At 69.4% G+C, this 22,975-nt stretch carries 21 protein-coding genes; 5 read left to right on the top strand and 16 right to left on the bottom strand.

The window, feature by feature from the left end:
• Positions 1-455 precede the first annotated feature (455 nt).
• Positions 456-1,700 (bottom strand): nitrate/nitrite transporter, encoded by a 1,245-nt coding sequence (locus tag BMZ47_RS22745; protein ID WP_091864312.1) that lies wholly within the window; start codon positions 1,698-1,700, stop codon positions 456-458.
• A 558-nt stretch (positions 1,701-2,258) separates the two neighbouring features.
• The gene (locus BMZ47_RS22740) at positions 2,259-2,486 is read right to left on the bottom strand and encodes a hypothetical protein (RefSeq protein WP_091864311.1); all 228 of its coding nucleotides are present in this window, start codon (positions 2,484-2,486) and stop codon (positions 2,259-2,261) included.
• Between the two features lie 341 nt (positions 2,487-2,827).
• On the opposite strand from BMZ47_RS22740, the gene BMZ47_RS22735 reads away from it, so the two are divergent.
• A complete protein-coding gene (locus tag BMZ47_RS22735; RefSeq protein WP_208601091.1) occupies positions 2,828-3,769 on the top strand; it encodes a L,D-transpeptidase in 942 nt (313 codons plus the stop codon).
• 25 nt (positions 3,770-3,794) lie between these two features.
• Here the strand turns inward: BMZ47_RS22735 and glpX are convergent, their stop codons facing one another.
• From glpX to BMZ47_RS22720, 3 genes are all read right to left on the bottom strand, one after another.
• Positions 3,795-4,778 carry a class II fructose-bisphosphatase gene (gene glpX, locus BMZ47_RS22730; RefSeq protein ID WP_091864310.1) on the bottom strand — a complete coding sequence of 328 codons (984 nt, stop codon included), beginning with the start codon at positions 4,776-4,778 and terminating at the stop codon, positions 3,795-3,797.
• Between the two features lie 144 nt (positions 4,779-4,922).
• Positions 4,923-6,239 carry a homoserine dehydrogenase gene (locus BMZ47_RS22725; protein ID WP_007562036.1) on the bottom strand — a complete coding sequence of 439 codons (1,317 nt, stop codon included), beginning with the start codon at positions 6,237-6,239 and terminating at the stop codon, positions 4,923-4,925.
• Between the two features lie 98 nt (positions 6,240-6,337).
• Positions 6,338-7,024 (bottom strand): ceramidase domain-containing protein, encoded by a 687-nt coding sequence (locus BMZ47_RS22720; protein ID WP_039902682.1) that lies wholly within the window; start codon positions 7,022-7,024, stop codon positions 6,338-6,340.
• Between the two features lie 96 nt (positions 7,025-7,120).
• Between BMZ47_RS22720 and xth the strand changes: the two genes are divergently transcribed.
• Entirely contained in the window at positions 7,121-7,915 is a 795-nt protein-coding gene (gene xth / locus BMZ47_RS22715; protein WP_091864321.1) for an exodeoxyribonuclease III, read from the top strand.
• A 370-nt stretch (positions 7,916-8,285) separates the two neighbouring features.
• Here xth and BMZ47_RS22710 read toward each other — a convergent pair whose 3' ends face one another.
• Complete coding sequence (locus tag BMZ47_RS22710) at positions 8,286-8,900, bottom strand: NIPSNAP family protein (RefSeq protein WP_091864309.1); 615 nt, start codon at positions 8,898-8,900, stop codon at positions 8,286-8,288.
• Between the two features lie 162 nt (positions 8,901-9,062).
• On the opposite strand from BMZ47_RS22710, the gene BMZ47_RS22705 reads away from it, so the two are divergent.
• From BMZ47_RS22705 to BMZ47_RS22695, 3 genes are all read left to right on the top strand, one after another.
• A complete protein-coding gene (locus BMZ47_RS22705) occupies positions 9,063-9,569 on the top strand; it encodes a peptide deformylase (RefSeq protein ID WP_091864308.1) in 507 nt (168 codons plus the stop codon).
• A gap of 112 nt (positions 9,570-9,681) precedes the next feature.
• Positions 9,682-10,305, top strand: a complete 624-nt coding sequence (locus tag BMZ47_RS22700; protein ID WP_091864307.1) for a glutathione S-transferase family protein — start codon at positions 9,682-9,684, stop codon at positions 10,303-10,305.
• Positions 10,306-10,429: 124 nt separating this feature from the next.
• Positions 10,430-11,053: a glutathione S-transferase family protein gene (locus BMZ47_RS22695; protein WP_091864306.1), complete on the top strand. Its 624-nt coding sequence runs from the start codon at positions 10,430-10,432 to the stop codon at positions 11,051-11,053.
• Between the two features lie 18 nt (positions 11,054-11,071).
• Here BMZ47_RS22695 and BMZ47_RS22690 read toward each other — a convergent pair whose 3' ends face one another.
• From BMZ47_RS22690 to BMZ47_RS22645, 10 genes are all read right to left on the bottom strand, one after another.
• Entirely contained in the window at positions 11,072-11,974 is a 903-nt protein-coding gene (locus BMZ47_RS22690; protein ID WP_091864305.1) for a tetratricopeptide repeat protein, read from the bottom strand.
• On the bottom strand, positions 11,961-13,691 hold the full coding sequence (gene ilvD, locus BMZ47_RS22685; RefSeq protein WP_091864304.1) for a dihydroxy-acid dehydratase: 1,731 nt from the start codon (positions 13,689-13,691) through the stop codon (positions 11,961-11,963). The genes BMZ47_RS22690 and ilvD overlap by 14 nt, the downstream gene beginning before the upstream one ends.
• Positions 13,692-14,271: 580 nt before the next feature.
• On the bottom strand, positions 14,272-15,057 hold the full coding sequence (gene eutC, locus BMZ47_RS22680; protein WP_091864303.1) for an ethanolamine ammonia-lyase subunit EutC: 786 nt from the start codon (positions 15,055-15,057) through the stop codon (positions 14,272-14,274).
• Positions 15,054-16,433 carry an ethanolamine ammonia-lyase subunit EutB gene (locus tag BMZ47_RS22675; protein WP_091864302.1) on the bottom strand — a complete coding sequence of 460 codons (1,380 nt, stop codon included), beginning with the start codon at positions 16,431-16,433 and terminating at the stop codon, positions 15,054-15,056. The genes eutC and BMZ47_RS22675 overlap by 4 nt, the downstream gene beginning before the upstream one ends.
• A gap of 69 nt (positions 16,434-16,502) precedes the next feature.
• Entirely contained in the window at positions 16,503-17,363 is an 861-nt protein-coding gene (locus BMZ47_RS22670; RefSeq protein WP_007562013.1) for a transglutaminase-like domain-containing protein, read from the bottom strand.
• Positions 17,364-17,432: 69 nt separating this feature from the next.
• A complete protein-coding gene (locus BMZ47_RS22665; protein ID WP_007562012.1) occupies positions 17,433-18,020 on the bottom strand; it encodes a LutC/YkgG family protein in 588 nt (195 codons plus the stop codon).
• Positions 18,017-19,588: a lactate utilization protein B gene (locus BMZ47_RS22660; protein WP_091864301.1), complete on the bottom strand. Its 1,572-nt coding sequence runs from the start codon at positions 19,586-19,588 to the stop codon at positions 18,017-18,019. Before BMZ47_RS22660 ends, BMZ47_RS22665 begins: the two co-directional genes overlap by 4 nt.
• Positions 19,585-20,328, bottom strand: a complete 744-nt coding sequence (locus BMZ47_RS22655) for a (Fe-S)-binding protein (protein WP_091864300.1) — start codon at positions 20,326-20,328, stop codon at positions 19,585-19,587. The genes BMZ47_RS22660 and BMZ47_RS22655 overlap by 4 nt, the downstream gene beginning before the upstream one ends.
• A gap of 66 nt (positions 20,329-20,394) precedes the next feature.
• Positions 20,395-22,125 (bottom strand): ubiquinone-dependent pyruvate dehydrogenase, encoded by a 1,731-nt coding sequence (gene poxB / locus BMZ47_RS22650; RefSeq protein ID WP_091864299.1) that lies wholly within the window; start codon positions 22,123-22,125, stop codon positions 20,395-20,397.
• A gap of 228 nt (positions 22,126-22,353) precedes the next feature.
• The gene (locus tag BMZ47_RS22645; protein ID WP_007562003.1) at positions 22,354-22,953 is read right to left on the bottom strand and encodes a cysteine hydrolase family protein; all 600 of its coding nucleotides are present in this window, start codon (positions 22,951-22,953) and stop codon (positions 22,354-22,356) included.
• Between the last annotated feature and the right edge of the window lie 22 nt (positions 22,954-22,975).

Raw genomic sequence — 22,975 nt, 5'->3', positions numbered from 1 at the left:
CATCGCAGCCGAGGAAGCGGGTGGGGATCGGCGGGGCGGCGGATGCGGTGTCGGGCTGGACGGCGGCCTGGACGGCGAATCTCGGGGCGGGCTCGGGTGTGTTGGCGGCGGCCGGCATGGGGGCTATCTTGGGATGGCTTGCGATTGTCTGCGGGCGTCAGGCCGGCTGGCCGAGGGGCCCAGGCAACTCATCAAGCGTGACACGGGAAGCGAAGCGCCGACCGAGATGACGACGGGCGTTGCAGCCCTATTCCGGGACGGTCGGCGCTTCGCGCCTGGTCCGGGTGGCCACCCGGACCAGGCATCCCGCTGCCGCGGAACACCCCCAAACTAGCAGACCTCCAACAGACAATTTCGGGGCCGCAAAGCGGAGCCCGGAATGATGGGTTCGATGCTGAAGCCTCAGGATGAAGGGGAGGCGTGAATCTCCACGACCTCCCCTTTCAGGATTCTGCTCAGACCGTGGCCGGCTGCAGCTGACCGGTCTCCGTCTCGGTGCCCAGCGCCTTGCCGCGGGGCCCGACCCAGCTGCCCACCCATTTGCGCTGCCAGAGCATCAGGCAGCCGAGAACCGCGGCGGTGAACACCGCGTAGCCGATGAAGCCTAGCGAGAACGAGCCAGTATATTGCTTCGACAGGCCCATGACGTTCGGCAGGATCGCGCCGCCGAGCGCCCCGACCTCGCCGATCATCGAGCCGGCGACCGCGGTGTTGGTCGGCCAGCGCAGGGGTACGAGCTGGAACAGGGCACCGTTGCCGGCGCCGAGGGCCGCGAAGCACAGCATGAACAGCAGCGTGGTCACGGCGAGCGAGGGCGTCGCCATCAGCGACAGGAATGTGGCGATCGCCGCGAGCAGCACCACCGACAGGACCGCGATCCCGCCCATCCGGTCGGCGTAGTAGCCGCCGACGATCCGGATGCCCGAGCCCATGAAGGCGGCCAGCATGGTCAGCCGCCCGGCCTCGACCTTCGTCACGGAGAATTGCTCGTAGAAGAAGGTCGGCAGGAAGTTCGACAGGCCGACGAAGCCGCCGAAGGTGATCACGTAGATCAGCGAGAACGCCCAGCCGTCCTTGGTGAACAGGCAGGAGACATGCTCCTTGAACGACTGGTGGGCGTTGTCCGGCGGCTCCTTGGCGAACACGATCATGACCACGAGCGGGATCAGCATCACCACGCCGGCGAAGGCGTAGGTGGTCTGCCAGCCATAGGCCTGGGCCAGCGGCGGGGCGAACAGCACGGCCAGCACGGTGCCGGAATTGCCGGCGCCCGCGATGCCCATCGCCAGCCCCTTGTGCTCCGGCGGGAACCAGCCCGAGCCGAGCGACAAAGCCACCCCGAAGGAGGCCCCGGCGATGCCGAGCAGCACGCCCATGGCGAGCACGTCGTTGTAGGACGACACCACGAAGTATCCGTAGGCCATCGCCATCATGATCACGGTCATCTCCGTGATCGCCGCGTTCTTGCGGCCGATATACTGGGCCAGGATCCCGAGCGGGAAGCGCATCAGCGCCCCGGCGAGGATCGGCAGAGAGATCATGAACCCGGTCTGGGCCGGGGTGAGCTTGTAGGTCTCGGTGATGAACGGGCCCATGGCGCCGTTCAGGACCCAGATCGCGAAGCAGAAATCGAAGTAGAGAAACGCCGCGAACAGCGTCGGGGGGTGACCCGACTTCATCGCCGTCTTGAAGCTGGCCATAGCAGGTGCTCGTCTTATGAGAGGCGAACCGCCACGCGGTCGCTCATGCCGGGGATCCGGACTCACACCGTCCGCTGTTTGAGAGCGCCGTTGCTCCACCGCCGCAGCAGGCGCGGCTTGAACCGCAATGCAGCATGCGTGCCAGCTTCGAAGGATCGGAGGCGGCCCCAGCGCGGCCCCCGATCGCCTCACCCGTCATTGCGCGCGCAGCGAAGCAACCCAGTACTGCGCAACGTTCTGAGCGCGCGTGCTGCCCCGGGGTTGCTTCGCTGCGCGCGCAAGAACGCGGCGGACGGCAGCCAGCGCCGCGCATGTCCCACGCCCTCCCCTCATTCCAAGGCGCCGCAGCGCGGCGCGGGCTTCGAAGGAGGGCTACGCTTCGCGCCACCACATCAGGATAAGGCGGCGCGTGGGATGGTCAGGCAAATTTTCGTGAAGGCCCCTCACCTTGGCGAGACGGCACAGCCCGCCGTCAAACCTGATCACGCCCGAAAGCAGGATTGCCCGTGATCAAGGCAGCATTGCTTGGGAATCGGGCGTGCGAAGAAAACGTCCCGATCACCGGCACGAGACGACGGTGCGGACGATCCAGCCTTCCTGCGGCACCCAGAACTTGCGGCGGGCGCGGCCGCAATCGCGCTCGGGCTGGGTTCCCGCGGTCCAGGTCCCGGCCGGCGCGGCGGCTTTCGGCGGCTCGGCCGTGGCGGCGCGGCGCGCCTCGGCGCTCGGCCCGAGGACCAGGGCGGCGGCCAGGATCGCCGCGCCCCATAGGATGTTCGCACGCACGACCGAGATCCCTCACGCGGCGGAGATGCCGGCCGTCGCCATCAACCTTGCGTTGAGGGACGAAGCAAGCCCGAACCGCTCCGGACCCGGCGCCGTCCCGTCCGTTCCTGCGGCAGGGTGAATGGCGGCGCAACCGGTAGAGGCAGGAACGCAACACAGGTGAAGAGAAGTACCAGACGAGACATCGGACGACGGTCATAGGGGACTTCCGCAACTTGGCGATGCCGCGCGATCCTTGCTAAGGCCTGGAATGAGCGTGGCCTTGTATTCGTGTCGGTCAGCTCGATCGCGCGCCGCCGCACGATTTCGGTGACGCCGCGCCATCCAGGGAAAACCGAGCCATGTCCGCCCCGATCCGCCGCCTGTTCCTGGCCGGCTTCACCGTCCTCGCGCTCGCCTCGGCAGCGCACGCCCAGGGCCGCGGCCCGGTCGCCGAGTCCGGCATCGATGGGTTCGGCGACGACGGCCAGCTCTACCAGGACCAGAACGGCGCCCTCTACGTGCGGCGCGGCGACCGCTACCTGCCCTATACCGGCCGGGCCCCGGTGGTCCGCCCCGCACCGCAGGCCGCTCCGGCGCCGCAATCCGCCCCGGTCTACGCCCCGGAGGACGAGGATCCGACGGTGCAGCGTCGCCAGGCCGGAGCGCCTCCGGCCGAGGGCCTGTCGCCAATCGAGGCCGCCAAGGCCAAGGCCGTGCTGCGCGCCCCCGATGACGGGCCGATCGACTACGCCAAGGCCTACGGGCCCATCACTGACGACGTGTTCCCGATCCAGGCCTTCAACTACAAGAAGATGAACCCGGCCTTCCTCCGGCAGGAGATCGCCTATAGCGGCCCCTACGAGCCGGGCACGATCATCGTCGACCCGCGCGCGCACCAGCTCACCCTGGTGGAGCCGGGCGGGCGGGCGCGCCGCTACGGCGTCGGCGTCGGCAAGCAGGGGTTTTCCTGGTCCGGCACCGCGACGGTGAACTCGAAGCAGGCCTGGCCGGACTGGTACCCGCCCAAGGAGATGATCGCCCGCAGCCCGAAGCTCGCCAGCGAGGTCGACAAGCTGCAGAGCGGGCTCGGCGTCGCCGGCGGCCTGCGCAACCCGCTGGGCGCCCGCGCCATGTATCTCTGGCAGGGCAACAAGGACACGCTGTTCCGCATCCACGGCACCCTCGAGCCGTTCTCCATCGGCAAGAGCGTGTCCTCGGGCTGCATCCGGATGATCAACCAGGACGCGATCGACCTGTTCAGCCGGGTCAATGTCGGCTCGAAGGTTGTCGTCCTGAACTGATCCCGTTCGGGACTCGGGGGCACCGTCAGCTCAGGCCACGGCGGTGCTCCCCCAGGATCCGCCGGACCGTGCCGGCTTCCGAGCGGTAGACCACCGTCTCGGTCTGAATCCGGTCGGGCCGGAACCGGACGCCGCGCAGCAGCGCGCCGTCGGTGACGCCGGTGGCGGCCACGATCACGTCGCCGCTGGCGAGATCGACGAGATCGTATTTCCGGTTCAGATCCTCGATGCCCATCTCGGCGGCGCGCCGGCGGCGCTCCGGCGTGTCGAGGATCAGCCGTCCCTGCATCTGGCCGCCGATGCACCGCATGGCGGCGGCAGCCAGCACTCCTTCGGGCGCGGCGCCGGTGCCGAGATAGATGTCGATGCCGGTCTCGGCCGGGCTCGCCGTGAAGATGATCCCGGCGATGTCGCCGTCCGAGATCAGCCGCACCGCGGCGCCGGCCGCCCGCACCTCGGCGATCAGGCCGGCATGGCGCGGCCGGTCGAGGATCAGCGCCGTGATCTGGTCGGGCTCGACGCCCTTGGCCCGGGCGAGCGCCGTGATGTTGTCGGCCGGGCTCGCGTCGAGATCGACCAGGCCCGCCGGGTAGCCGGGGCCGATCGCGATCTTCTGCATGTAGACGTCGGGGGCGGCCAGCAGCGAGCCGCGCTCGGCCATGGCCATCACGGCGATCGCGCCCGGCATGTCCTTGGCGCAGAGGGTCGTGCCTTCCAGGGGATCGACCGCGATGTCGACCTCGGGCCCCTCGCCGCGCCCGAGCTGCTCGCCGATGAACAGCATCGGCGCCTGGTCGCGCTCGCCCTCCCCGATCACCACGGTGCCGCGGATCGGCAGGCCGTTGAGCTCGTCGCGCATCGCGTCGACCGCCGCCTGGTCGGCAGCCTTCTCGTCGCCCTTGCCGCGCAGCCGCGCCGCCGCGATGGCGGCCCGCTCCGTCACGCGGGCGAGCTCGAGGGCGAGCGTGCGCGGAACGCCGCGCGGTTCGGACTTGGGGGCCACGGCCATCGCTTCCTGCCTGTGTCCGGGCCCGATCTTGAGGTCGGATCCCGGTTGGATCGTCGTCGACCGACGCCTGTCGGCCTACGCGTGCCGCAAGAATATCACTTATCTTGCATCAGGCGTGAGGCGCAACGCGCGGAGATTGCATTCTTATTCACGCTCGATGCGGATCACCTGGGGCGGCTCGGCGAGCAGCCCGTCGGCGCCGATCGCGTCGAGGGCCGCGCGGATGCTGCCCTCGGTGGCCGCGTAGGTGATCAGCACCAGCGGCACCGGCCGGCCGGACCGCCCGCGCGGATCGGACCCAGCCCCCTCGGTGCGGCGCTGCAGGATGCTCTCCAAAGAGATCTCGCGCTCGGCCATCCGCTGGGCGACGCCCGCGGCGACGCCGGGGCGATCATGCACGGTCAAGCGGATGTAGTAGCCGCCCTCGTGGCGCTGCATCTCCACGCGCTCGCTGGCGCGCATCGCGGCGGCCGGCACCCCGAAGGTCGGGCGCACGATCCCGCGAGCGACGTCGGCGATGTCGGCCACCACCGCGGAAGCGGTCGCCTCGCCGCCGGCGCCCGGGCCGATCAGCGTCAGCTCGCCGACCGCGTCCGCGTCGATCGTGACCGCGTTGGTCACGCCCATCACCTGGGCGATGGCCGAGGATTTCGGCACCATGGTCGGGTGGACGCGCTGCTCGATCCCGGCCTCCGAGGCCTGTGCGACACCGAGCAGCTTGATCCGGTAGCCGAGCTCGTCGGCCATGCGCAGGTCGAGGGGCTGGACCCGGGAGATGCCCTCCACCGAGACGCCGTCGGCATCGATGGCGGTGCCGTAGGCCAGGCTCGTCAGGATCGCGAGCTTGTGCGCGGTGTCGAAGCCCTCGACGTCGAAGGTCGGGTCCGCCTCGGCATAGCCCAGGGCCTGCGCATCCTTCAGGCAGGCCTCGAAGGTCAGGCCCTCGCGCTCCATGCGGCTGAGGATGTAATTGCAGGTGCCATTGAGGATCCCGTAGACGCGCGCCACGGCGTTGCCGGGCAGGCCCTCGCGCAGGGTCTTGATCACCGGGATGCCGCCGGCCACCGCCGCCTCGTAGGCGAGCGCGACGCCGTTCGCCTCGGCGAGGGCGGCGAGCGCCGCGCCGTGCCGGGCGAGCAGGGCCTTGTTGGCGGTCACCACCGTCTTGCCGGCCTGGAGCGCCGCCTCGACGACGGCCTTGGCCGGACCCTCGGCGCCGCCGATCAGCTCGACCACGCAATCGACCTCGCCCGAGCGCGCCAGCGCCACCGGATCGTCGAACCAAGTCACGCCGGCGAGATCGAGCCCGCGGTCGCGGCTCCGGTCGCGGGACGACACGGCCGCGACGCGGATGTCGAGGCCGGAAGCGGTCAGGGTGTCACGGCGGCGGGCGATCATCCGGACGACGGACGCGCCGACGGTGCCGAGCCCGGCGACGCCGATGCGGTAGCTCACTGTCATGATTCCTTCCGTGCCGGGCGCCCGCAGGTGACCGGGCCTCCGATGCGCCGCATCTCTGCAAGAATTCCGGGCCGCCCGCAAGAAAACCGCCGGCCCGGTCAGCCCAGGACGGTGCGGTGCCGAACCGCGGTCGCCACCAGGGCGTAGAGCACCAGGGCGTTGAGCAGGTGCCAGAGCGCGTGCGTCCCGGTGGGCAGCACCGCGCAGGCGGTTCGGTCGATGGTGCGCGCGGTGAGCGAGATCAGGAACAGCACGCCCACGACCAAGAGCCGCCGGCCGGTCCCGACGAACCGCGTCTCCGGGCGGTCGAGCGCCGCCACGGTGAACAGCGCCAGCACCGCCGGCAGGTAATCGATCGAGCCGTTGGTGAGGGCGGAGACGTCGGACCCGGTCAGCCCGTCGAGGGTCGGCACCAGCGTGAAGCTGAACAGGACGAAGCCGGCGGTCGCCGCCTCGACCCGCAGACGCGGCAGCTTCAGGAACCGGTGGAGCGCCAAAGCCAGGTAAGCGACGATGAACAGCGTGATCGGGATGACGTCGGCATACATCGCCCAGGTCACCGCCAGCGTGTGGAACAGGAACGAGCCGATCCCGACCACGGCGATCAACCCCGCGAGACCCAGGCAGGCGCGATCCGGCGGATCGGCCGCGCGGGCGCGGCGCGCGGACGCCGCCGCCGCCGCCAGGAAGGCGACGTTCGACGCCGCGTTGAGCGGTTCGGCCCAGAAATCCGGCCCGGTCCGCTCGCAGTAAGCCATGACCGGCTCGAACCACCCCATCGTCATTCCAGTGCCTATACCTCCCCAATCTTGCGCAGTCGTGGCCTTGTCAGCGCGGCGCGAAGCGCGGATGACGGCCGGGTGGCGACCGGAAGCGAGGCGATGCGGATCACGACCTGGAACGTCAACTCCATCAAGCAGCGGCTGCCGCATCTGCTGGGGTTTCTCGACGAGGCAAAGCCCGACGTGGTCTGCCTGCAGGAGTTGAAGTGCCAGGACGACGCGTTCCCGCGCGCCGAGATCGAGGGCGCCGGCTACGCGGTCGAGACGCTCGGGCAGAAGGCCTATAACGGCGTGGCCCTGCTGGTGCGCGCGCCGCTGGCCATGACCGAGATCCGTCGCGGTCTGCCCGGCGACGAATCCGACGAGCAGTCCCGCTACATCGAGGCGCTGGTCTCCGGCCCCGACACCAAGCCGGTGCGGGTGGCCTCGATCTACCTGCCGAACGGCAATCCGGTGGACAGCCCGAAATACCCCTACAAGCTCGCCTTCATGGAACGGCTGCGGCTCCACGCCCGCGCCCTGATGGAGGACGAGAAGGCGGTGGTTCTGGCGGGCGACTACAACGTCATCCCCGACCCCGCCGACGCGGCCGATCCGGACGCCTGGCGCTCCGACGCGCTGTTCCTGCTCGGGACCCGGGCGGCATTCCGTGCGATCCTGGCCGAGGGCTACACCGACGGCCTGCGTGCCTGCGATCCGCGCGACGGGCTCTACACCTTCTGGGATTACCAGGCGGGCTGCTGGCAGCGGAATGCCGGCATCCGCATCGATCACCTGCTGCTCTCACCGCACGCCGCCGACCGCCTGGTCTCGGCTGCCGTGCAGAAGCACCTGCGCGGTCTGGACAAGCCGTCCGACCATGTGCCGGTGACGGTGGAGCTGACGGCGGGGTAGCGCGGCTGCGAGGCGTTCAGGTTTCGCGCACGCGATAGATCCGCCGCGCGAATGGATCTTGGATCGTCGCTCGTCGGAACCGCGGGTCGCCCCAGGGCGAATTGAGACGCTCCTCCGCGCGTTGGGGAGGTGTCGCGACGGCTCCCCTCCCCTTGCAGGCGCCACAAGGTTGGCGCAGCGGCTTGGCAGGCCGCGACACGCTCCCTCTCCCGTGCGGGAGAGGGTTGGGGTGAGGGATCCGGTTTCTCCGGGGAGGTCGCCCCGCTCTCACCCTGTCCCTCTCCCGTGCGGGAGAGGGGACCCGCGCCTCAGCCCGTATGGTTCGCGTCCCTCCCGTATAAATCGCATTCACCAGCGGCTGACCGCAGCCTCACCGCAACGGCGAGGCACCCTGCGGCAGCGCGATCATCGAGGTCGCGTCCGCGATCTGGTCGGGGCCGCCCTTCGGCGGCCAGACGCCGGCGCCAATCGCCTGAGCGCGCAAGTCGGCCCGCTGCTGCAGGCTGTCGAAGGCCCAAATATGCGTGATCCGTGGCGGCCCATCGAGGGCGTACAGGTTCACGACGAGATGCGCGGTGTAGGCCTGAGCCGGCGCGATCGCGGCCTCCCACGCCGCCAGCGTCGGCGCGAGGCCGCCGGGCTTGAGGCGGTAGGTCCGGACCTCGTACACACCACCGCGATCCCCGCTGCGGATCGGTGGCAGGAACGGGAACGGCGCGTAGCTGTCCATCTCCAGCGCCGTCACCACGTTCCCCGCATTGAACGGGTTGGCACTGAGCAGGGCGCGTCGGCGCTCGGCGGTCATGTCCTCCGGCGCCGCGAATCCCCGCAGCACGATGAGCCGACCCAGCGCCCCGAACTCCGTTCGCCAACAGCCCAGGAGCTGTCCCTTGGCCTCGGCGTCATCCATCCAGGCCTGGACGCCCTCGGAGGCCTGCCCGAGGGCAAGCAGGGGGCAGGAGAGCGTGGCGAGTTCGTAGAGCATGGGCACCTCGGCGTGTTCGAGCCTCCAAAGCTCGGGCGGCCGTTCGGTTGCCCGCAAAAGCGCCCGGCGACCCAGCCGCATCCGCCAAACCGGTTGACTGCGCCCCGCGGCTCCGGTGGAGGACAGGGGCGCCCCGCACCCACACAGGTGGACTGACCCGACATGCCGGCCCGCCCCCTCATCCTGTTTCCCGATGCCCGGCTGTCGCGACCGGCCAGCCCGGTCGACGATTTCGGGCCCAGCCTGAAAGCCATCGCCGACGATGTGCGGGACACGCTGCTGGCCGTGAGCGCCATCGGCCTGACCGCTCCGCATATCGGCGTTCCGGAGCGCGTCGTGGTGATCAGGCTGTCGCCGGATGAGGACCTACGCGTCTACGTGAACCCGGAAATCCTCTGGGCGTCGCCCGACACGGCGATGCATGACGAGGGCAGCGTCAGCATGCCGGGCGTGCGTGAGCGGATCACGCGGCCCGCCCGCCTTCGCTTCGGCTATCGCGATCTCGACGGATCGACCCACGAGGAGGAGGCGGACGGCTTTCCGGCCGCAGTGATCCAGCATGAGATCGATCAACTCGACGGGATCTTCTGGATCGACCGCCTGTCGCGATTGAAACGGGACCGTCTGCTCAAGCGGTTCGAGAAGACGAAATCGGCGAAAGCAGTATAGCTTATCGGCTTCCCGTCAACGCCCATGTTGAGTCGAAGGCTTGGGAAAGCTGCGATTGCAACGTATCCGGTCACGATCCTAGAAAGGCGCCGCCTTTCCGGGGGATTCGATCATGATCATCTACGGCAGCAGCATCTCGCCCTTCGTGCGCAAGGTCCTTGTAGCCTTGAACGAGAAGGGCATCCGTTACGAGCACCGACCGGTGGCGCCGCAGGCGGAGGATGCCGATTTCCGGGCGGCGAGCCCCATGGGCAAGATCCCGGCGATCGACCATGACGGCTTCCGGCTGGCCGATTCCAGCGCAATCCTCGATTACATCGAGCACCTGTCGCCGCAGCCGGCGCTGATCCCCGCCGACGCTCAGGGCGCCGCCCGCGCCCGCTGGTTCGACAAGTTCGCCGAGGTCGAGCTCGATCGAAAGCTCTCCGTCGTGTTCACGGAGCGCTTCCTGAAACCGCGGCTGTTCAAGGTGCCGGGCAACGAAGCCCTGGCGCAGCAGGCGCTCGACACACATCTGCCGCCACTGTTCGACTATCTCGAATCCCAGATTTCCGGCCCGTTCCTGGTGGGCGGCGCCTTCGGGATCGGCGACATCGCGGTCGCGGCGCCGTTCCACAATCTCCGGCTCGCGCAGGTCGAGGTCGATGCGGCGCGCTGGCCGAAGCTCGCCAGCTGGGTGGCCCTGACCCTCGACCGACCCGCCTTCGTCACGGCGATCGCGGCCCCGGTCCGGTGAGCCGGCGCGGCCTTTTACGCGAACGGTGCGCAGGGCCCAGTCGGCAGGAGGCCGATCGGCCCTATCTTCATCACCCTGGACCGACGGATCGACATCCGCCGGTCCCCTCCCCGATGGAAATGCGATGATCGTCTACGGTACCGGCTACTCGCCCTACGTCCGCAAAGTCCTGGTCTCGCTCGCCGAGAAGAACGTGCCCTATGAGCACAGGCCGGTGATGTTCCACGCGCCCGACGCGGATTTCCAGGCCGCGAGCCCGCTCGGAAAGATCCCGGCCATCGAGGATGGCGGCTTCAAGCTCGCGGATTCCTCGGCGATCCTCTGGTATCTGGAGCGCAAGCACCCGACGCCCGCTCTGGTCCCGTCCGACCCGCAGGCCCTGGGCCGCGCGGTGTGGTTCGACAAGTTCGGCGACACGGAGTTGTTCGCCAAGCTCGTGGTGCCGTTCGTCGAGCGGATCCTGAAGCCCAACATGATGGGCAAGCCCACGGACGACGCCGCGGTCGCGAAGGCGCTGAACGACGATCTGCCGCCGCTGTTCGACTGCCTCGAGCGGGAGATCTCCGGCCCCTACCTGGTCGGCGACACGTTCAGCATCGCCGACATCTCGGTCGCCACGGGCTTCTACAATTTCCATCTGGCCGACGCGCAGGTCGATGCCGGACGCTGGCCCAAGCTCGCGGCCTACATCGCCGAGACGCTGGCGCGCCCGTCCTTCAAGACCGCGCAGGACGCCAAAAAGGGCTGAGCCCGACCGGCGGCGGCTTCAGTGCCGCCGCCGGATCGAGCCGACGGTCTGGAGCTGGCTCTGGGCCTCGGCCCGGTCATCCTCGTTGGCCGCCGCCCAATTCTTCTCGTAGAGCGCCACGATCCAGTCGTCCTTGCGGCCCTCCGCGCCCTCGCGGGCGAGCGACAGCCACATCAGGCCCCTCACGCGCTGGACCGGCACGCCGCCCAGACCGTTGATCAGCATGTCGCCGAGCAAAGCCTGCGCCGGGTGATGGCCCTTCTCGGCCGCCAGGTTGAACCACCGCGCCGCCTGCCGGGGATCGGCCTCGACACCGGTGCCGTCGAGGTAGAGCCGGGCGAGATTGTACTGGGCGTTGGGCTCGCCGTAATACGACGCCGCGTAGTTGAACATGTCGTAGGCGCGCTCAGGGTTCGGGCGCACATAGGTGCCCTTGATCCCCTCCAGGAAGTAGGTCCCCAGCGCCGTGAACGCGCTGCCGGTCACCGCCGAGTTCTGCGGATCTGGGCCATCGTCGGTGCTGGCATCGGCGATCCGGGAGAAGAACTCGAACGCCTTCAGGTCGTCATGGGGCACGCCGTCGCCCTCGGCGTACATCCGGCCGAGCTTCCACAGAGCGAGGGCGTGGCCCTGCCCGGCGGCGTATTCGAGGGCGCGGGCGGCACCCTGCTTGTCGCCGGCATTGTACTCGCGCACGCCGGCCCGGAGCGCGTCCTTGGCCGAGCGGTAGCTCTTATCCGCCACCGGCACCTGGACCGGCGCGCGCACGCTCGCATCGAGCGCCCGCGGCGCGTCGGTCGGCAGGGCGAGCAGGACCAGCACCCCGGCTGCGGCCGCGATCTGGCTGAGGAAGCGGGACCGACCGGGATCGGCCCCGGCCGGCGCCCTGCGCCGGCTGAGGTCAGTCCTAGACGTCCGCATAGCTCTCCGTCTCCTTGGCGCCGCCCGGATGGGTGACGGCGCCGTACAGGGCCGGGCCGACGCCCTGCGCGTATTTCCAGAGGTAGCCCGAGGTCGCGGCGTTCGTCCGCGGCGCCCAGGCCTTGCGGCGCTCGGCGAAGTCCTCGTCGGACAGGGCGACGCTGAGCGTCCCCTGGATCGCGTCCAGGGTGATGATGTCGCCGTCCCGGATCAGGCCGATCGGGCCGCCCACCGCCGCCTCGGGGCCGACATGGCCGACGCAGAAGCCGCGGGTGGCGCCCGAGAAGCGCCCGTCGGTGATCAGCGCGACCTTGTCGCCCATGCCCTGGCCGTAGAGGGCCGCGGTGGTGGACAGCATCTCGCGCATGCCGGGGCCGCCGCGCGGACCCTCGTAGCGGATCACGAGCACGTCGCCCTCTTTGTAGGTCCGCGACTGCACCGCCTCGAAGCAGGCCTCCTCGCCGTCGAACACCCGGGCCGGGCCGGTGAAGACCTGCTTCTCGGCCGGCATGCCGGCGACCTTCACGATCGCGCCCTCGGGGGCGAGGTTGCCCTTGAGGCCGACGACGCCGCCGGTGGGGGTGATCGGGCGGTTGGCCGGGTAGACCACGTCCTGGTCCGGGTTCCAGGTCACCCGGTCCATGTTCTCCGCGATGGTGCGGCCGGTCACCGTCAGGCAGTCGCCGTGCATGAAGCCGTGGTCGAGCAGGGTCTTCATCAGCAGCGGGATGCCGCCGACCTCGAACATGTCCTTGGCGACGTAGCGCCCGCCGGGCTTGAGATCGGCGATGTAGGGTGTACGCCGGAAGATCTCGGCGACATCGAACAGGGTGAACTCGATGCCGCACTCATGCGCGATCGCCGGCAGGTGCAGGGCCGCGTTGGTCGAGCCGCCGGAGGCGGCCACCACGGTGGCGGCGTTCTCGAGCGCCTTGCGGGTGACGATGTCGCGCGGGCGGATCTGCTTGGCCAGCAGCTCCATGACCTTCTCGCCGGCGGTGGCGCAGAACTTGTCCCGGATCTCGTAGGGCGCGGGGGCGCCGGCCGAATAGGGCAGCGCCAGGCCGATCGCCTCGGAGACGGTCGCCATGGTGTTGGCGGTGAACTGCGCGCCGCAGGCGCCCGCCGACGGGCAGGCGACCTGCTCCAGCTCGTCGAGGTCTTCGAGGCTCATGTCGCCGACCGCGACCTTGCCCACCGCCTCGAACAGGTCCTGCACGGTGACCGGCTTGCCGCGGAACGAGCCGGGCAGGATCGAGCCGCCGTAGATGAAGATCGACGGCACGTTGAGGCGCACCATCGCCATCATCATGCCGGGCAGCGACTTGTCGCAGCCGGCGAGGCCGACCAGGGCGTCGTAGGCGTGGCCGCGCATGGTCAGCTCGACCGAGTCGGCGATGACTTCGCGGGACGGCAGCGAGGCGCGCATGCCGCCATGGCCCATGGCGATGCCGTCGGTGACCGTGATGGTGCAGAACTCGCGCGGGGTACCGTGGGCGGCGGCGACGCCCTTCTTCACCGCCTGCGCCTGGCGCATCAGCGAGATGTTGCAGGGGGCGGCCTCGTTCCAGCAGGAGGCGACGCCCACCAGCGGCTGGTGGATCTGCTCCCGGGTCAGGCCCATCGCGTAGAGATACGAGCGATGCGGAGCCCGGTCAGGTCCCTCCGTGACGTGACGGCTGGGCAGCTTCGACTTGTCGTTCAAACGCGTGTCCATCTACCCGAACCAAGCCTTCGCGCCGCCAGTCCCGAGGGTGCAGGAGACCGCGGCGCGTCGCCGTTCGCGATGCGCCGGGAGGGCCGTCCGCGTGCTCGGGAAATCCTCGTTTCGAAACGGTAAATCGTTGTCGAACTTGCCGTTTACCGCGGTTGTTGAGGTGGGCTCGGACTATGGCGGGATCGCGGCGTTTGCGGGCAGGTCTCAGGGCAGACCCGGGATCGTTTTACGGTGTTGCGACCCCGCCACAGCCACGCTTCGGGTCGATTGCCGGCATGAGATTAGGTTAAGGATAATCCTTCGGCTGCTTAAGGCGGCAGATCAGGCTTAAACGAGACGGGTTCCAAGGCTTAGAGACGCGCCGTACCACTGGCGCCATGCAGCCGAGACCCCGCAGCCGTCATTCCGGGGCGCCGCTGGCGAGCCCGGAATCCAGAGCCTCTGACGGCGCAAGATCCTGACCTGTCAGCGTTTCTGGATCCCGGGCTCCGCTACGCGGCCCCGGGATGGCGGGTTTGGTCAATCAAATGTTGAGACGACGGATCGGGCCTTGTGCCGATCGCGAAACAGTCACGGCGGGTCAACGACGTTCCGGCTCCGGCAGGGCCGGCGCCGCAGCGCCCGATTCCAACGCGCGGTCGCTCTCGTCCTTCAGCGTGACGCCGCTCAAGCCCAGGGTCAGCGCGCGGGCGAGCAGCCAGTGCAGCTTGAATGCCGCTTTCTCGTGGGTGAGGCCGGCGGCGCGCACGTTCGAGATGCAATTGCGCTCCGCATCCGACCGGCCGATCTGCGGCCCGAAGGTCAGGTAGATGCCGAGGCTGTCCGGGGAGGACAGGCCCGGCCGCTCACCGATCAGCACCGCCACCGCCCGGGCGTTCAAGGCCTCGCCGATCGCGTCGCCGAGTGCCACGCGCGCCTGGCTGGCGATCACTACGGGGGTGAGGCGCCAGCCAGACTGCTCCGCCAGGGGCTTGAACGCCTTCAGCAGCGGCGCCGCGTTCTCGTGCACCGCCCGGGCCGAGAGACCGTCGGCGACCACCAGGGCGAGGTCGCTGGGCTCGGCCGCGGCCTGGAGCTTCGACATATCGGCCGGATCGAGCCGGCGGCCGAGATCGGGGCGGCGCAGGTAGGTCGCCCGGTCGGGGGCCTGGGAGGCGACCGGGATCGTGGCGAAGCCGAGCGCCGCGATCGATCCGGCGAGCGCCTCCGCATCCATCGGTGCGTGCACGGCGTCCCGGGCCTGGGCGTGGTCGAGGCCGAAGCGCAGCACCTCCCGGGTCGGCAGGCCGCTGCCGGCGCGGCCGAGCCCGATCCGGGCCGGGGTCAGCCCGGCGAGCCTGGCCCAGATCTCCCGGGGGTCGCTCATGCGGCGAGGTCCGGAGCCGCGGCGAGGAGCGGCGCGCCCGATCCTGGCAGCAGCGCGCCGGATCCGTCGGTCAGGCCGATCCCGTGCAGCCAGGCCTCGAATTCTGGGGCGCGCTTCAGGCCCAGCACCTCGCGCAAGTAAAGAGAATCGTGGAACGACGTGGATTGGTAGTTCAGCATCACGTCGTCGGCCCCCGGGATGCCCATGATGTAGGTGCAGCCGGCTGCGCCCAGCAGCGTCAGCAGGGTGTCCATGTCGTCCTGATCGGCCTCGGCATGGTTGGTGTAGCAGACGTCGACACCGAGCGGCACGCCCATCAGCTTGCCGCAGAAATGGTCCTCCAGCCCGGCCCGGATGATCTCCTTGCCGTCGTAGAGATATTCGGGTCCGATGAAGCCCACGACGGTGTTGACCAGGAGCGGCCGGAACGGCCGGGCGACCGCGTAGGCCCGGGCTTCCAGGGTCTGCTGGTCGATGCCGTGATGGGCATCCGCCGAGAGCGCCGAGCCCTGGCCGGTTTCGAAATACATGCAGTTGTCGCCGAGCGGGCCGCGCTTGAGCGCCAGGGCCGCCTCATGGGCTTCCTTGAGCAGAGCGAGCGTCACCCCGAAGCCGGCATTGGCCTTCTCGGTGCCGGCGATCGACTGGAACACGAGATCGACCGGCAGGCCGCGCTCCATGGCGGCGAGCGTGGTGGTGACGTGGGTGAGCACGCAGGCCTGCGTGGGAATCGCGTGCTTCTGGATCACCCCGTCAAGGAGTTGCAGCAGGTCGCCGAGCGCCTGGACAGAATCGGACGCCGGGTTGATGCCGATCACGGCATCGCCGCAGCCCAGCGTGAGCCCGTCGAGGATCGCCGCGGTGATGCCCTTCGGATCGTCGGTCGGGTGGTTGGGCTGGAGTCGCACCGCGAGTGTCCCGGGCAGCCCGATCGTGTTGCGGAAGCGGGTGACCACGCGGGCCTTGCGCGCCACCGAGATCAGATCCTGGTTGCGCATGATCTTCGAGACGGCCGCCGCGATCTCCGGCGTGACGCCGGGGGCGATCCGGGTGAGCACATCCGGGGTGGCGGTCAGCAGGAACTCGCGGAAATCGCCCACCGTGAGATGGGCGATGTCCTTGAACGCGCCGGCGTCGTGCGTGTCGAGGATCAGCCGGGTGACGTCGTCCTGCTCGTAGGGGATCAGCGGCCGGGCCAGAATGTCGGCGAGCGGCACCTCGGCGAGGCACCAGCGCGCCGCGGCGTTCTCCTCGGCGGATTCGGCCGCGATGCCGGCGAGCCGGTCGCCCGAGCGGACCGGCGTCGCCTTGGCCATCAGGGTGGCCAGGTCGGCGAAGACGTGGGTGCGTGGGCCGACGACGTGGCGGTAGGCCATGCGGTTTCACCCCGTGCGGGATCCAAGGATCAGGATCACAGGATACCGTGATCCGGTGCGAATGTCCGGTCAGGCCGCGCCGGCATTCGGCGCGGGCACTTCCGTGGAGATCGCGTCCACCGTGCGCGGCATCGGGCTGCCCTGGCCATCCGTGCGCTGGATCCGGACCTGCTGGTTGACCGGCTGCATGTTGCCGAAGGGCGTCGAGAAGGCGATCTCGGCGGCGTCGCGGCCGACGCCGATCCGGACCAGCCCGTCGAGATCGGCCTGGCGGGTGGCGTCGAACAGCCACCAGCGCCCGTCGAGATAGGCCTCGAACACCGCGTGGAAGTCGCTCGGCACGAGGCCGTGGGCGTAGCAGCTGACGAACCGGGCCGGGATGCCGAGCGCCCGGCAGAAGGCCGTGCCGATATGCGCGAAGTCGCGGCAGACGCCGGCCCGCTTCAGCAGCGACTCGTCCGCCGTGGTCTCGCCGTCGCTGGTGCCCGGCTTGTAGGTGATGTGGTCGTGGATCCAGTTGCAGATCTGGTTCACGCGCTGATGGCCCTTGGGCAGCGCGCCGAACTCGGCCTGGGCGAAGGGCGTCAGCCGGTCGGAGGAGACGAACCGGCTCGGCAGCAGGAACGGCAGGATGTCCAGCGGCAGCTCGCCGATCGGCGTCTCGTTGATGGTCGCCGGGTCGGCCCGATGGACGGTCAGCTCCACCTCGGCGTTGTACTCCAGGGCGAACTGGCCCATCGGCACGTTGACGCCGAGATAGCGGTTCAGCAGGTCCGGCGTGGTGTAGACATCGCGCTTGAGGTTCGGCGTGAGCACCAGGCTCTCGCTGAGGATCTCGACGCTCTTCAGCTTGGCGACTTCCAGGTTGAAGATGAAGGTCGTGTCCGAGAGAATATTGTAGGACAGGCTGCAACCGAGGGTATAGCGCATCGGATCTCCTTGCCGGGCGACGAGATGATCGCTGCCCAAGCAAGCGGCGCGCCCGATCGCGGTTCCCGGTCAGCGCGGCAGCAGGAGCACCGTCAGCGAGCGCACGCCCTGCGCCCCGTGGATGAGCACGCCCTCGATATCGGCGGTCGCCGAGGGTCCGGTGTGCAGCACCGCGTAGGCCGAGCGGCCGAATTCCGGTCGCTTGTAGGCCGCCTGCACGTTGGGGAGGATGTCGGCCGGGTCGAGCAGCACGATCAGGTGCTGGGCCAGATAGGCGACCGCGTTCACGATCAGCTCGCCTTCCGTGAACAGCACCGAGCCGGTCTCGGCGATGCCGAACACCGCGCGCACCACCGCCACATCGACATCCTCGACCTCCTGCGGGTAGCGGACCGCCCGCAGGTCGCGGTTGCCCTCGATCTCCGGGACCGCGGAGGCGATGACCTTGGCCTCGGCCAGCCGCTCACGGACGCCCGCCAAAGGCTCGCCGGTGCGACCGTCTTCGATGCGGCCACCCATGCGCTTCAGCCGGTCGCCGAACTCCTCGACGAGGTCGTCGCCGACCAGCGGCGTGAAGGTCGGGACGCTCGGCAACGGATACTCGCCCGCCGGGCGGTTGGCCTTGAGCGCCGCCAGGATGCCGTCGCGCGCGCTCATCGGGCGGAGTCCTTCATCCGGTTCTGCTTGTACCAAGCGTGGAAGGTCTGGCGCGGCGCCTCGGGCATCTCGCGCTTCTTCCCCCAGGTGTTGAGCGGGTTGTAGACGGCGAAGCGCGGCAGCACCTTCAGGGCCGAATCGGCGGCGCCGATCGCCGCCCGGTAGGCGGCCGGCCGGGACAGGACCGCGCCCGCGGCCTTCATCATCCCTTGCTTGAGCGCCGGGATGTGGTGCTCCTCGACGAGCACCTTGCGCCAGGCGAAGATCTGCTCGTGGATGTTGATCTTCACCGGGCAGACGTTGGTGCAGGAGCCGTTCATCGTCGAGGAGAATGGCAGGGTTGAGTATTTCCGCTTGTTGAAGGTCGGGTCGATAATCAGGCCGATCGGCCCGGAATAGGTCGCCCCGTAGGAAAGGCCGCCCGAGCGCCGGTAGACCGGGCAGGTGTTCATGCAGGCGCCGCAGCGGATGCATTTCAGCGAGGTCCAGAACTCCTCCAGGCCCAGCCGGGCCGAGCGGCCGTTATCGACCAGCACCATGTGTATCTCGGTGCCCTTGCGGGGGCCGCGGAAATGCGAGGTGTACTGGGTGATCGGCGAGCCCAGCGCCGAGCGCGACAGCAGCCGGATGAACACGCCGAGATGCTCGACCTTGGGGATGATCTTCTCGATGCCGATCGAGTGGATCTGCAGCGGCGGGACGTTGCCGGAGAGGTCGGCATTGCCCTCGTTGGTGCAGGTGACGACCGTGCCGGTCTCCGCGATGGCGAAGTTGCAGCCGGTCATGCCGGCATCGGCCTTCAGGATGTAGGGCCGGGTGGTCTCGCGCTGGCTCTCGGCGAGGTAATGGGCGTCGTCGTTGTCCGGATCGGTGCCGAGCGTCTTGGCGAAGACCTCGGCCACGTCCATGCGGGTCTTGTGGACCGCCGGCGCCACGATGTGGCTCGGCTCCTCGTTGTCGAGCTGCTGGATGCGCTCGCCGAGATCGGTCTCGATGATCTCGATGCCGTTGGCCGCCATGTGGTGGCGGAAGCCGCATTCCTCGGTGAGCATCGACTTCGACTTCACCAGGGTCTTGGCGCCGCGGCTGCGCAGGATCTCCAGGACGATGCGGTTGTGGTCGGCGCCGTCCGCGGCCCAGTAGACCTGCACGCCGTTGGCCTTCGCGGCGGCCTCGAACTGCTCGAGATACTGGTCGAGATGGGTGAGCGTGTGCGCCTTGATGGCGGAGGCCAGCTCGCGCAGCTCCTCCCATTCCGGGATGCCGTGGGCCGAGGCGTCGCGCTTCTTGCGCAGGTCCCACAGGCGCTCGTCATGGGCGGCCTGGTGCAGGGGCGCGGCGAGGAAGCGCTCGGCGGCCTCGGCCTGATCGATCGGCCGGTCGCCGCGGATCTTGGCGCCGCGCGGTTGCGGCTCGCGGGTCTGCGGCGCCCGGATCGGCTTGGTCGCGGCCTCGGCGTGCTGGAGGCGACCACCGTCCTGGCCGCGCTCGCTCTCGTCGTCGGCGGCGCGGACCTCGGGGTGGATGATGCCCTCGCGGGCGCGGGGATTCAGGTCCTCGACGCTCATGCGGCGGCTCCGTTCAGCACTTGCGCGATGTGGATGTAGCGGAGCGGCAGGCCGAGGCGCTCGGCGCAGCCCTTCTGGTGCATCAGGCAGGACGAATCCGCCGAGACCACGTATTGCGCCCCGGCCCGGTTCTGATCGGCGACCTTGTCGTAGCCCATCTTGGCCGAGACCGCGGGCTCGAACACCGAGAAGGTCCCGCCGAAGCCGCAGCACTCGTCGGGCCGGGCGAGATCGACCAGCTCGACGCCCTTCACCAGGCGCAGCAGGTCCAGGGGCTTGGAGAAGTACGGCCTCACGATCTCGGAGGGCCGGGCGTGATGGATGCCCCGCAGCGCGTTGCAATTGCCATGATAGGCGACCTTGTGCGGGAACTCGGCCCAGGGCAGCGATTCGACCTTGAGCACGTCGTGCAGGAACTCCACCAGCTCGTAGGTGCTGGCGCGGACCTTCTTGACCTCGTCCGTCTGCGGGATCGCGGTCAGGTGCTCGCGGACCTGGTGCACGCAGGAGCCCGAGGGCGCCACCACGTAGTCGAAGCCCGAAAAATTCTTGACGAACAGGGCCTCCGTGGCGGCGGCCTCGGCGTGGCAGCCGGTGTTGGCCATGGGCTGGCCGCAGCAGGTCTGGTCGAACGGATATTCCACCGCGCAACCGAACCGCTCCAGCAGTTCCAGCGTGGCGATCCCGACTTCCGGCTCGAAAGCGTCGACGTAGCACGGCACGAACAGGCCGACCCGCATGGTCCGGAACCTCCCTGGATCGCCCGCGCCGTCGGTCTGGAACGGGTCTAGATTGCCCGGGCAGGTCTACCGGATGAGGTTGGTTTTGGCGAGGTCGAGAACTGCGTCACCGCGCCCGTCCATCACGGCCCGCAGGACGTAGAGGCTGAAGCCCTTCACCTGCTGCCCGTCGATCTTGGGCGGCATCGAAAGCTCGTTGCGGGCGGTGCGGACATCGAGCAGCGAGGGCCCGTCGAAGGCCAGGAACTCGCGCATGGCGCCGGGCAGCTCGGCCGGATCCTCGACCCGCAGGGCGAAGATGCCGGCCGCCCGTGACATCGCGGCGAAGTCTGGATTGTCGAGCGCGACACCGGTCTCGAGATAGCCGGCCGCCTTCATCTCCAGCTCGACGAAGCCGAGGGTGCCGTTGTTGAACACCACCACCTTCAGCGGCAGGCGGTGCTGGCGCAGCGTCAGGAAATCGCCCATCAGCATGGCGAAGCCGCCATCGCCGCAGAGCGCGATCACCTGCCGGTTCGGCTCCGCGGCCTGGGCGCCGATGCCCTGGGACAGGGCGTTGGCCATCGAGCCGTGGACCCAGGAGCCCAGCAGGCGCCTCTTGCCGTTCATCGCCAGGTAGCGCGCCGCCCAGATGGTCGGCGTGCCGACATCGGCGGTGAAGATCGCGTCCTCCGCGGCCGACTCGCTGATCGTCCTGGCGAGATATTGCGGGTGGAGCGGGCCGCCCGGCTTGGCCGTGGCAAGCTCGTCGAGGCCGGCCCGGGCCTTGGCGTAGTGCTTCAGGCTGGCATCCAGGAACGACCGGTCGGCCTTGGGCTTGAGCCGGGGCAGCAGCGCCCGGATCGTCGCCCCGACATCGCCGACGAGCCCGTGCTCGATCCGGCAGCGGCGGCCGAGCTCGGACGGGCGCAGGTCGACCTGGGCGATCTTGGCGTCCTGCGGGTAGAACTGCTTGTAGGGAAAGCCCGTGCCCAGCATCAGCAGGGTGTCGCAGGCCATCATGGCGGCGTAGCCGGACGAGAATCCGATCAGGCCGGTCATGCCGACATCGTAGGGATTGTCGAACTCGACATAATCCTTGCCGCCCAGCGCGTGCACGATCGGGCTCTTCAGCGCCTCGGCAAGCTGGAGCAGCTCGGAATGGGCGCCGGCGCAGCCGCGACCGCAGAGCAGCGTCACGCGCTTGCCGGCATTGAGCAGCGCCGCCAGCGCGTCCAGCTCGGAATCGGCCGGCCGCACGACGGGCTTGGCCGGGATCAGCCCGGCATGAGGGGCGAGCGCGCGCTTGGGCGCGTCGCGCAGGGCGACATCGCCTGGGATGACGATGACGGCGACGCCCCCCTCCCCCACGGCGGCGCGGATCGCGTTCTCCAGCACGAACGGCATCTGCGACGGGTCGGAGACCAGCTCGCAGTAATGGCTGCATTCGCGGAACAGCTCGGTGGGCCGCGTCTCCTGGAAATAGCCCGAGCCGATCTCGGCCGAGGGAATCTGGGCGGCGATGGCCAGGACCGGGGTCCGGCTGCGATGCGCGTCGTAGAGGCCGTTGATCAGGTGGAGGTTGCCGGGGCCGCAGGAGCCGGCGCAGACCGCGAGCTTGCCGGTGACCTGCGCCTCGGCGCTCGCCGCGAAGGCCGCCGCCTCCTCGTGGCGGGTGTGGAGCCAGTCGATCCGCCCGCGGGCGCGCAGGGCCTCGGTGATCCCGTTCAGGCTGTCGCCCACCACCCCGTAGACGCGCGCGACGCCCGCTTCCTGAAGGGTCTCGGCGATCAGATCGGCGACGTTCTCGATGCGCATGGTTCGGCTCCGCATTTTCGGGTCGGAACCGCATGGCCGCCGACGATGTTCCGCCGCCGGCAACCCCATGGTGCAATGCACGCATGTGCCTCGCGACGGTCATCCCGCGGCGGCCGCGGCTGCGCGTGCGAGCGCCGTGCCCGAACAGGATGGAGTCGGGCTCGGCTCTAAAGTCTCGTTGTGATGCGCTCGCTCGCGTCGGACCGGAGCACTTCGTCGGAGCGCGCTCTAGTGACGGACCGCGTCGACGTCGCGGGCGACGACCGCGAACAGGTCGCCGAGGGCCGCCAGGCTCGCCGCCTGCAACTGCGCCGCCGGCACCACCGAGCCGTCCGGCGCCGGGAGGTCGCGGGTGGCGGTCGCGGAGGCGATGACGGTGGGCTGGAAGCCGAGATTGAAGGCCGAGCGGGCCGTCGAGTTGACGCACATATGGGTCATGAAGCCGGCCAGGATCAGGTCGGTCACCCCGGCGCGCTTGAGCCGATCCTCCAGGTCCGTCCCCACGAAGGCGCTGGGGAACGCCTTGGTGAGCACCGCCTCGCCGTCCTGCGGCACGACCTCCTCGCAGATCTGCCCGCTCGCCGCCGTGATGTCGAAGGGCGAGCCCGGCCCGGCATTGTGCCGGATATGGATCACCGGCGTTTCGGCCTCCCGCGCCCGCCGCAGCAGGATCTTGGCCTGCGCCACCGCCGGCTCGACCCCGGTCAGGCGCAGCACCCCGTCGCGATAGGTGTTCTGGATATCGATGAGGATCAGCGCGGCCTTCTTCAGGCTCGCAGGCTCCGGGCTGAGCCCGGACAGGCCGCGAAGGGTCTTGAGATCGCTCACCCGTGTCTCCCTCACCCGTGTC

Origin of the sequence: Methylobacterium brachiatum, assembly GCF_900113845.1 — a bacterium.
Classification (GTDB): domain Bacteria; phylum Pseudomonadota; class Alphaproteobacteria; order Rhizobiales; family Beijerinckiaceae; genus Methylobacterium; species Methylobacterium brachiatum.
The sequence above is the reverse complement of the archived record's forward strand: the minus strand, read 5'-3'. Positions and strand labels throughout refer to the sequence as shown.

What these genes read in the sequence shown, in the direction of transcription:
- BMZ47_RS22745 (WP_091864312.1), bottom strand. Translation starts at nt 1,700, where the DNA reads ATGGCCAGCTTCAAGACGGCGATGAAGTCGGGTCACCCCCCGACGCTG.
- BMZ47_RS22735 (WP_208601091.1), top strand. Translation starts at nt 2,828, where the DNA reads ATGTCCGCCCCGATCCGCCGCCTGTTCCTGGCCGGCTTCACCGTCCTC.
- glpX (WP_091864310.1), bottom strand. Translation starts at nt 4,778, where the DNA reads ATGGCCGTGGCCCCCAAGTCCGAACCGCGCGGCGTTCCGCGCACGCTC.
- BMZ47_RS22725 (WP_007562036.1), bottom strand. Translation starts at nt 6,239, where the DNA reads ATGACAGTGAGCTACCGCATCGGCGTCGCCGGGCTCGGCACCGTCGGC.
- BMZ47_RS22720 (WP_039902682.1), bottom strand. Translation starts at nt 7,024, where the DNA reads ATGACGATGGGGTGGTTCGAGCCGGTCATGGCTTACTGCGAGCGGACC.
- xth (WP_091864321.1), top strand. Translation starts at nt 7,121, where the DNA reads ATGCGGATCACGACCTGGAACGTCAACTCCATCAAGCAGCGGCTGCCG.
- BMZ47_RS22710 (WP_091864309.1), bottom strand. Translation starts at nt 8,900, where the DNA reads ATGCTCTACGAACTCGCCACGCTCTCCTGCCCCCTGCTTGCCCTCGGG.
- BMZ47_RS22705 (WP_091864308.1), top strand. Translation starts at nt 9,063, where the DNA reads ATGCCGGCCCGCCCCCTCATCCTGTTTCCCGATGCCCGGCTGTCGCGA.
- BMZ47_RS22700 (WP_091864307.1), top strand. Translation starts at nt 9,682, where the DNA reads ATGATCATCTACGGCAGCAGCATCTCGCCCTTCGTGCGCAAGGTCCTT.
- BMZ47_RS22695 (WP_091864306.1), top strand. Translation starts at nt 10,430, where the DNA reads ATGATCGTCTACGGTACCGGCTACTCGCCCTACGTCCGCAAAGTCCTG.
- BMZ47_RS22690 (WP_091864305.1), bottom strand. Translation starts at nt 11,974, where the DNA reads ATGCGGACGTCTAGGACTGACCTCAGCCGGCGCAGGGCGCCGGCCGGG.
- ilvD (WP_091864304.1), bottom strand. Translation starts at nt 13,691, where the DNA reads ATGGACACGCGTTTGAACGACAAGTCGAAGCTGCCCAGCCGTCACGTC.
- eutC (WP_091864303.1), bottom strand. Translation starts at nt 15,057, where the DNA reads ATGAGCGACCCCCGGGAGATCTGGGCCAGGCTCGCCGGGCTGACCCCG.
- BMZ47_RS22675 (WP_091864302.1), bottom strand. Translation starts at nt 16,433, where the DNA reads ATGGCCTACCGCCACGTCGTCGGCCCACGCACCCACGTCTTCGCCGAC.
- BMZ47_RS22670 (WP_007562013.1), bottom strand. Translation starts at nt 17,363, where the DNA reads ATGCGCTATACCCTCGGTTGCAGCCTGTCCTACAATATTCTCTCGGAC.
- BMZ47_RS22665 (WP_007562012.1), bottom strand. Translation starts at nt 18,020, where the DNA reads ATGAGCGCGCGCGACGGCATCCTGGCGGCGCTCAAGGCCAACCGCCCG.
- BMZ47_RS22660 (WP_091864301.1), bottom strand. Translation starts at nt 19,588, where the DNA reads ATGAGCGTCGAGGACCTGAATCCCCGCGCCCGCGAGGGCATCATCCAC.
- BMZ47_RS22655 (WP_091864300.1), bottom strand. Translation starts at nt 20,328, where the DNA reads ATGCGGGTCGGCCTGTTCGTGCCGTGCTACGTCGACGCTTTCGAGCCG.
- poxB (WP_091864299.1), bottom strand. Translation starts at nt 22,125, where the DNA reads ATGCGCATCGAGAACGTCGCCGATCTGATCGCCGAGACCCTTCAGGAA.